General features: G+C 73.3%; 8 protein-coding genes. 5 read left to right on the plus strand and 3 right to left on the minus strand.

The genetic code is table 11. From position 1 onward, the window contains the following. Positions 1-6 precede the first annotated feature (6 nt). From ACFRAR_RS32665 to ACFRAR_RS32675, 3 genes are read left to right on the plus strand one after another with little or no spacing between them, the layout of a single operon-like run. On the plus strand, positions 7-1,311 hold the full coding sequence (locus tag ACFRAR_RS32665; RefSeq protein ID WP_380702859.1) for an adenosylmethionine--8-amino-7-oxononanoate transaminase: 1,305 nt from the start codon (positions 7-9) through the stop codon (positions 1,309-1,311). Beyond that, entirely contained in the window at positions 1,308-2,066 is a 759-nt protein-coding gene (gene bioD / locus ACFRAR_RS32670) for a dethiobiotin synthase (RefSeq protein ID WP_380702861.1), read from the plus strand. Before ACFRAR_RS32665 ends, bioD begins: the two co-directional genes overlap by 4 nt. A 52-nt stretch (positions 2,067-2,118) precedes the next feature. After that, the gene (locus ACFRAR_RS32675) at positions 2,119-2,565 is read left to right on the plus strand and encodes a hypothetical protein (protein WP_380702863.1); all 447 of its coding nucleotides are present in this window, start codon (positions 2,119-2,121) and stop codon (positions 2,563-2,565) included. 169 nt (positions 2,566-2,734) lie between these two features. On the opposite strand, the gene ACFRAR_RS32680 is transcribed toward ACFRAR_RS32675, so the two are convergent. After that, positions 2,735-3,331, minus strand: coding sequence for a TetR family transcriptional regulator (locus ACFRAR_RS32680; protein ID WP_380702865.1), 597 nt, complete (start codon positions 3,329-3,331; stop codon positions 2,735-2,737). Positions 3,332-3,445: 114 nt separating this feature from the next. Here ACFRAR_RS32680 and ACFRAR_RS32685 point away from each other — a divergent pair, with 114 nt between their 5' ends. After that, positions 3,446-3,712: a hypothetical protein gene (locus tag ACFRAR_RS32685; protein ID WP_380702867.1), complete on the plus strand. Its 267-nt coding sequence runs from the start codon at positions 3,446-3,448 to the stop codon at positions 3,710-3,712. 13 nt (positions 3,713-3,725) lie between these two features. On the opposite strand, the gene ACFRAR_RS32690 is transcribed toward ACFRAR_RS32685, so the two are convergent. Continuing rightward, positions 3,726-4,136 (minus strand): hypothetical protein, encoded by a 411-nt coding sequence (locus ACFRAR_RS32690; RefSeq protein WP_380702869.1) that lies wholly within the window; start codon positions 4,134-4,136, stop codon positions 3,726-3,728. A gap of 226 nt (positions 4,137-4,362) precedes the next feature. Further along, positions 4,363-6,867, minus strand: a complete 2,505-nt coding sequence (gene pepN / locus ACFRAR_RS32695) for an aminopeptidase N (protein WP_380702871.1) — start codon at positions 6,865-6,867, stop codon at positions 4,363-4,365. A gap of 234 nt (positions 6,868-7,101) precedes the next feature. Here pepN and ACFRAR_RS32700 point away from each other — a divergent pair, with 234 nt between their 5' ends. Then, entirely contained in the window at positions 7,102-8,574 is a 1,473-nt protein-coding gene (locus tag ACFRAR_RS32700) for a purine-cytosine permease family protein (protein ID WP_380702872.1), read from the plus strand. Positions 8,575-8,595: the final 21 nt, after the last annotated feature.

Genomic DNA, 8,595 nt, shown 5'->3' on the forward strand with positions numbered 1-8,595 from the left:
CGCACCATGCTCCAGCCGTCCACCGACGCCCTGCTCGCCCTCGACCGCGCCCACGTCTGGCACCCGTACGGGCCGATGCCCGGCACGGCCACGCCGTACCTGGTCGAGTCCGCCTCGGGGGTGCGGCTGCGGCTGGCCGAGCCGGTCGCGGGCGGGCAGCGCGAGCTGGTCGACGGGATGTCCTCCTGGTGGGCGGCCATCCACGGCTACCGGCACCCGGTGCTGGACGAGGCCGTGCGCGAGCAGCTGGGGCGGATGAGCCACGTAATGTTCGGCGGGCTCACCCACGAGCCCGCCGTCCGGCTGGCCGCGACGCTGGTGGAGATCACCCCGGAGCCGCTGCGGCACGTCTTCCTCGCCGACTCGGGCTCGGTGGCCGTCGAGGTGGCGATGAAGATGTGCCTCCAGTACTGGCAGTCGACCGGGCGGCCGGCCAAGCGCCGGCTGCTCACCTGGCGCGGCGGCTACCACGGGGACACCTTCCACCCGATGTCGGTGTGCGACCCGGACGGCGGGATGCACCACCTGTGGGGCGGGGTGCTCCCCGGGCAGCTCTTCGCCCCGGAACCGCCCGCCGGGTTCGACGCCCCGCTCGACCCCGCGTACGCGGCGGAGTTCGAGGAGCTGATGGCCCGGCACGCCGACGAGCTGGCCGCCGTCATCGTCGAGCCGGTGGTCCAGGGCGCGGGCGGGATGCGCTTCCACGCGCCCGCCTACCTGCGGATGCTGCGCGACCTGTGCGACCGGTACGGGGTGTTGCTGGTCTTCGACGAGATCGCCACCGGCTTCGGGCGCAGCGGCGCGCTGTTCGCCGCCGACCACGCGGGCGTCTCGCCGGACGTGATGTGCCTGGGCAAGGCGCTGACCGGCGGCTACCTGACGCTGGCCGCCGCGCTGTGCACGAGCGAGGTCGCGGACGGGATCAGCCGCGGCGAGGTGCCGGTGCTCGCCCACGGCCCGACGTTCATGGGCAACCCGCTGGCCTGCGCGGTCGCCAACGCCTCGCTGGAGCTGCTGCTCGGGCAGGACTGGTCGCTGGAGGTCAAGCGGATCGAGGCCGGGCTGGCCGAGGGCCTCGCGGCGGCCCGGGACATCCCGGGCGTGCTGGACGTCCGGACCCAGGGCGCCATCGGCGTCGTGCAGTTGGACCACCCGGTGAACGTCGCGGCGGCGACCGAGGCGGCGGCGCGGGAGGGGGTCTGGCTGCGGCCCTTCCGGGATCTGGTCTACACCATGCCCCCCTATGTGACGCGGGACGAGGACGTGGCCCGGATCGCGGCCGCCGTGACCGCCGCGGCGGTGGCGGGATGAGCGCGCGCATCCTGTTCGTGACGGGCACCAACACGGACGTCGGCAAGACCGTGGCCACGGCCGCCGTCGCCTCGGCGGCCCTGCGGGCCGGCCGGAGGGTCGCCGTGCTCAAGCCCGGGCAGACCGGCGTCTCACCGGGTGAGCCCGGAGACGCGGCGGAAGTGCGGCGCCTGGCAGGCGATCTGACGTTCCGTGAGCTGGTGCGCTACCCCGAGCCGCTGGCCCCCGACACCGCCGCCCGCCGGGCGGGGATGCCGTACCTGGCCCCCGCCGAGGTGGTCTCGGCCGTCGCCGAACTCGCCGCCACCCACGACCTGGTGCTCGTGGAAGGCGCGGGCGGGCTGCTGGTCCGCTACGACGACCAGGGCCGCACGCTGGCCGACCAGGCCCGGGCCGTCCTCGACGCCGGGTTCCCCGCCGAGATCCTGCTGGTCGCCTCCGCCGGGCTCGGCACGCTCAACATCGTCTCCCTCACGGCGGAGGCACTGGCCGCCCGCGAACTCCCCCTCTCCGGCGTGCTCGTCGGCTCCTGGCCCGCCGAGCCCGGCCTCGCCGAGCGCTGCAACCTCGCCGACCTGCCCCGCTCCGCCGGCGCCCCGCTGCTCGGCGCGCTGCCCGAACGCGCGGGCACCGCCGAGGACTTCGCCGCCCTCGCGCACGCCTCGCTGGCGCCGCAGCTGGGCGGCGGCTGGGACGCGGAGCACTTCGCGCGCGCCCACCGGCCGGAATCGGCCCCGCTTCGCTCGAAGGGGTGATCCGGGCTGCCGTCCCTGTCGGAAGCCGGGTCGGCTCAATACCGTTCCTTCCATGACTGACGGGCTGACCGTGGACGAGGCCCTACGGGCCCTGGCCGCCTTGGAGGCGGCGTGGAAGGACGATGACGAGGCGCTGTCCGCCCTGGCGGCGGGCAGCGCCGGTGAGCGGCCGCTGCCGGCGCTGGTCGCCGCGTACGGCGAGCACGCGATGGACACCCTGATGGCGCTCGCCTTCGGGCTGCGCGCCACCATGAGCGACGAGGAGATCGCCGAGATCTCCGACGCCGTCAGCTCCAACATCGGCGCCCGGATGAGCGCTCTGCTGAACCAGACGCTGAAGGCCTGGGGGATGCTCGCCGCCCCGGACGACCTCTCCGTCACGAAGATCATCGCCCATACGGTGATCGACGCCATGCGGGCCGTCACCGAGGATCCGAGCACGACCGAAGTGCTGCCCCTGCTGGCCACCTTCCGCAGCTACGCCCTCAACGACAGCTGACGGGAAGGGAATTCGGCGCGGGGGTAGAGTAAACAAGAAGCCCCCCCCCCACGGCACGTAAGGGGTGGGGACCCCACCGGCCGCGCACCCCCCCCCGGGCCCCCCCCACCCACCCCCCCCCCCCCCCCGCGCCGCTCTGCACGTACGAGTTCGGCACCGCTCCGGCCGCTCACCCCGCCACGGGCCTCGTCAGGCGGCCCACCAGGGTGACGACGGCCTCCCGGTCCGTCGCGGGGTCGGTCGCTCCGGAGAGGAGCAGGCGGACCATCTGCGGCAGCGTGAACCACGCGTTCACCAGGCCGATCACCGCGAACATCAGCCGCCCCGGATCGACGTCCTCGGTCAGCTCGCCCGCCTTCTGCGCGGCCGTGACGGCGGCGACCTTCTCCCCGTAGTGCGCGGTGCGCTCGGGCTCCGCCGCCAACTCCTCGGCCTCCGTGCCGCGTTGCAGCCCCTCCCAGGCCAGCAGGCGGGAGAAGTGCGGGTTGGCCGAGTGGTAGTCGAAGACGCGTCCGGCGAAGTCGCCGAGCCCCGCTCCCGGCACCGCGACGAGCGGGACGGCCTCCGCCAGCTTGCCGAGTTCGGAGGCCAGCACCGCGGAGAAGAGCTGCTCCTTGTTGCCGAAGTACTGGTAGATCCGCTCCTTGTTCACGCCCGCCCGGGTGGCGACGCGGGCGATCCGGGCGCCATCCGGGCCGAACTCGGCGAACTCCTCGACCGCGGCGTCGAGGAGGAGCTGCTGCGTGCGTGCGGTGTCCCAGGCCATGGGGCAACCATATCGCGAGTCTCCAACCATTGGGTTGGACATCCTCGCCCACACCTGCCAGACTCCAACCAACAGGTTGGAATATCCAGCCGCTCACCCACGGAAGGAAACGCCTTGAGCACCGACGCCATCACCGCACCGGCCCCTGCGGCCCCCGCGGCCCCGTCCGTGCACCGCCGGGCCCTGCTCACGTGGCTCGCCGTCTACCCGACCATCACCGCCGCCTTCGTCCTGCTCGGCCCCCACCTCGGACGCCTGCCGCTGGCACTACGGACCCTGGTCATGACCGGCCTCGTCGTCCCGGTCGTCGTCTACGCGCTGCTGCCCCTGCTCCTCAAGGCGGAGCGGAAGCTCGCCCGGCGCCTCGGCCGCCGGAAGTAGCGCCTGGCCGGCGCTACCGGCCCTCGGCGACCAGGAAGCGGCCCGAGCGCCAGTGCAGCCTGGCCGGGCCGCCGGTGGGCCAGTCGTGGTTCAGGTGGCGGCGGCCCCGGCCGAGGGCTCCGAGATCGCGGGGGCGCAGGGTGCCGGTCGTCAGCCCGGCGGCCTCGTCGGCGGTCACCGGCATGACCGTCACGTACTGGGCGTCGTCCCCGCCCATCCAGTCGACGACCGCGGTGAAGATCCACACGAACTTCTGCGAACACTCCCGGCAGCGCCGGAGGTTGACGGCGAAGAGCGAGCCGTCCGCCACCTCCGCCTCGTGCTCGAACCCCTCCCGCTGCCGCCCCCACACGGCCCGTTCGTCCTCGCCGTAGCACTTCGCGCAGCCGAACTCCGCCACCGGCCTGCCCATCGGCCTACCCATCGGTCGACTCCCTGTCCCGCGACGCCCCGGTCGCGGCCCATGATGCCCGCAGGCCCCCGCGAACGGCCGGTGAGTCCACCCCGCCCGGGGAACAATTCACGGACCGTTCCCGCCCCGTTCGCACCCCAAGGCGGAACTCCCCGCAGCCGGTTGACGACGACCGGAACGCCCCGCGCGACCCCGCCTCGGCGACCTGGCGCTCGCCGGGGCGGGGACTCGACGGGTGCTACTCGGTCAGCGCCCGGGCCCGGACCGCGCGGCGCAGCGTGTCGAGCTGGTCGACCAGGCCGCGCCGGGTCGCCGCGGTGAGGCCCGGGTCGGCGAGGCACTCCTCGGCCGCCCGCACCGTCCGCTCGGTGGCGGCGAAGGCGGGGAAGCCCGCCGTGGTGAGCACCCGGGCCAGTGCGGGGCCGCGGCGGCCGGCGGCGGCCGCCAGCTCCTTGAAGTAGCGCACCGTCAACTCGTCCAGCAGTTCGGCCTGTTCGGGCTGCCACAGGCCCCGGGCGGTGGCGGTGGCCAGGTAGTTGGAGAGCTCGCCGTGGAACAGCGCCTGCCAGGCGGCTTCCTTGGCCGCCGGGTCGGGCAGCGCGGCGCGGCAGCGGGCGGCGCCCTCCTGGCTGGTGTCGCTGGGGTCGGCGGCGAGCTCGGCGGCGATCTCCGGTTCGCCCGCCGCGCCGAGCACGCACAGCCGCAGCAGCAGCTGCCAGCGCAGGTCCGGGTCGAGCTCCGGCCCGCCGGGCACGGTGCCGGCCGTCAGCCAGTCGCGCAGTTCGGCGGCCTGCGCCTCGCCGGTGGCGGTGCCGATCACCCCGCGCACGGCCGGCAGGCGCAGCCCGGTGCCGTCCGGCTCGTCCTCGGTGCGCCGCAGCAGGGCGCGGCAGGCCCGGGCCAGTGTGGCCAGCGCCGCGGGCCGGTCGGCCGGGGGCACGGCGCCGTCCACCACGAACCCGCGGGCGAAGGCGAGCACCGCGTCCACCAGGTGCACCGAGGTCTCGCCGGGCAGGTGGGCGGCGACCAGTTCCAGGTACTCGCCGGGTGCCAGTTCGCCGTCGCGCACCTGGTCCCGGGCGGCGCTCCAGAGCACCGCCCGGGCCAGTTCCTCGGGCACGGCGCCGAGCGAGGAGCGCACGGCCTCCCAGGAGCCGGGGTCGAGGCGGATCTTGACGAAGCTGAGGTCGGTGTCGTTGAGCAGGGTCAGCTCGGTGTCGTCGGGAAGGTGCAGCTCCGTGCCGTCGGCCGCCAGGTCGAGCGGCACCCGTTCGGCCAGCTCCAGGGCGCCGTCGGCGGTGCGCCGGTAGCGGCCCGCGGTCAGCTGGTGCGGGCGCGGCCCGCCGTCGCCCGCGGTGTGTTCGATCCGGCCGTCGGCCAGCCGCAGGGTGTCGACGCCGGTGGTGCGCAGCCAGCGGTCGGCCCAGCCGTGGACGTCGCGGCCGCTCGCCGCCGCCAGCGCCCGGAGCAGGTCGTCGAGGGTGGCGTTGCCGAAGGCGTGCTCGTCGAAGTGGTCGTTGACCCCGGCCAGGAAGGCCTCCTCGCCGAGCCAGGCGACCAGCTGGCGCAGCGCGGCGGCGCCCTTGGCGTAGGAGATGCCGTCGAAGTTCTGGAGCGCCTGCGCGGTGTCGTCGACCGCGCCGGGCGCCACCGGGTGGGTGGAGGGGCTCTGGTCGGCGTCGTAGCCCCAGGTCTTGCGGTTGGCGGCGAAGCCCGTCCAGGCGCCGGTGAAGCGGGTGGCGGCGGCGGTGACGCGGTAGGCCATGTACTCGGCGAAGGACTCGTTCAGCCACAGGTCGTCCCACCACTTCATGGTGACCAGGTCGCCGAACCACATGTGCGCCATCTCGTGCACCACCACCAGGGCGCGCTCCTCGCGCTTGGTGTCGTCCACGGCGGAGCGGAAGACGTACTCGTCGCGCAGCGTGACGCAGCCCGGGTTCTCCATCGCGCCGGGGTTGAACTCCGGCACGAAGCACTGGTCGTAGCTGTCGAACGGGTAGCGGTGCCGGAAGACCCGGTGGTAGTGGTCGAAGCCCTGCCGGGTGACCTCCAGCAGCTCGGCGGCGTCGGCGTCCAGGTGGGCGGCGAGCGAGCGGCGGCAGTGCAGGCCGAGCGGGATCCCGTCGTGCTCGGCGCGCACCGAGTGCAGCGGGCCGGCCACCACGGCGACCAGGTAGCTGCTGATCGCCGGGGTGGGGGCGAACTCCCAGCGGCCGGCCGAGGCCGGGACCCGGCGGCCCACGCTGTTGCCGACCACGGTCCACTCCGGCGGCGCGGTGACGGACACCGTGTAGCGCGCCTTGAGGTCGGGCTGGTCGAAGGACGCGAACACCCGCGGGCCGTCGTCGAGGAAGGACTGGGTGTAGACGTAGTCCTCGCCGTCGGCGGGGTCGGTGAAGCGGTGCATGCCCTCGCCGGTGTGCGAGTAGGCCATGTCGGCTTCGACGGTGAGTTCGTTGTCGGCGGCCAGGCCGGTCAGCGGGAAGCGGCCGGCGCGCAGCGCGGTGACGTCCAGGTCGCGGCCGTTCAGGACCACCCGGCGCAGTCGGGCCGGCTTGACGTCCACGTACGTCCCGGTGCCCGGGGTGGTGCAGCCGAAGCGGATCACCGTGGTGGAGCCGAACACCTCCCGGCCACGGGTCAGGTCGAGGTCGAGGTGGACGGTGCGGACGTCGAGCAGCTCGTGGCGCTCGACGGCCTCGGTACGGGTGAGTACGGAGGTGGCGGAGGTATCGGACATGCGGAACATGCTGCGCCATCGGGCGGGCCGGGGGCACGCTCTTTTCGGCCTGGTCGCACCGCTTTCGACCCCGCCCGCCGCCCTCCGCTCGTCCCCGTCGGCGATCAACTACCGCAATCGGGTTACTTCCTCAACAAAGTAGGATGACTTGACTCCCGTGCTACGCGCGAAGAGTTCCATGAAGATCCCTTTTGTCCGATTCACCTCCCGCTTCACACGCCCGGAGCCACCCCCATGGACAATCTGTCCACCGCCGACACCGACGGCGCGATAGAGACCCGCGGTATCGATCCCGTCCCCGACCACGAGCGCCGGGGCAGAGTCCGCGAGCTCTTCCCGACCTGGGTCGCGGCGAACATCAGCGTCCTGCTGCTCACCATGGGTGCGGCCCTGGTGGTGTTCAACCAGCTGAACTTCTGGCAGGTCCTGATCGTCGCCGGGTGCGCGGCGCTCGTCTCCTTCGGCATGGTCGGCGTGGTGTCGGTCTCCGGGAAGTGGGGCGGGGCGCCCGGCGCGACCCTCTCCCGGGCCACCTTCGGGGTGCGCGGGAACCTCTTCCCCGGCGCCATCCTCTGGATCGCCCGGTTCGGCTGGGAGACGATCAACGCCGTCACCGGCGCCTACGCCGTGCTGACCGTCCTCGACCTGCTGTTCGGCGTCAAGAGCAACACCGCGCTGATCGTGGTCACGCTCTTCACCTTCGTCGCCTGCACCTTCCTGGTGTCCGGCCTGGGCCGCAAGGCGCTGAACGTCTGCAACACCTGGTCGACGTACCTGTTCGGCGTCTTCAGCGTGCTGGTGCTGGGCTACCTGGTCGCGACCATCCACTGGAACGAGGTCTTCTCCAAGCCCGCCGGCACCACGGCGATGATGATCGCCGGCATCGGCACCATCGCCGCCGGCGGCATCAGCTGGGTCCCCACCGGCCCGGACTTCGCCCGCTACCTGCCGCACGCCGCCTCCGGCCGGAAGATCGTCGGCGTGACGGTCTCCGGTGCCGGCCTGGTGATGGTGCCGATGGTGCTGATGGGCGCCGTGATGGCGGTGGCCTCGCCCGGCCTGGCGCAGGCCGCGGACCCGGTCTCCTTCCTCGGCGACCTGCTGCCGACCTGGCTGGCGGTGCCCTACCTGCTGACCGCGATCGTCGGCATGCTGCTGATCAACAGCCTCTCCATGTACTCGGCCGGCTTCACCGCGCAGACCATGGGGGTCAAGCTGCCGCGCGCCACGGCCGTCAGCATCAACGCCGTGATCTCGCTGGTCGGCGGCCTGCTGCTGATGCTGGTCGCCAAGAGCTTCCTGGGCTCCTTCATCACCTTCCTGATCCTGCTCGCCGTCTCCTTCTCGGCCTGGATCGGCGTCTACGCGGTGGACATGTTCCGCCGCCGCTCGCGCGCGGTGCGCTACGACCCCGCCGCGCTGATGGACACCGGCCGCACCAGCCGGTACTGGTACACGGGCGGCTTCTGCTGGCAGGCCATGGTGGCCTGGGTGCTCGCCCTGCTGATGGGGCTCGCCTTCACCAGGTGCGACTGGTTCGCCGGTCCGCTCTCCGACACCCCGATAGGCAAGTACGGACTTGCCTGGGCGGCGACCATCGTGATCTCCGCCGCGATCATGGCCGTGCTCCCCACCCCCCGGGAGAACGCCCCCGCCGAGCCGGCCGCTGACCGGCAGGAGCAGCGGGCCGACCAGGTCACCGTCTGATCCCTGGACGCGAAACGCGAC

It is taken from the genome of Kitasatospora sp. NPDC056651, from assembly GCF_042792155.1.
Classification (GTDB): domain Bacteria; phylum Actinomycetota; class Actinomycetes; order Streptomycetales; family Streptomycetaceae; genus Kitasatospora.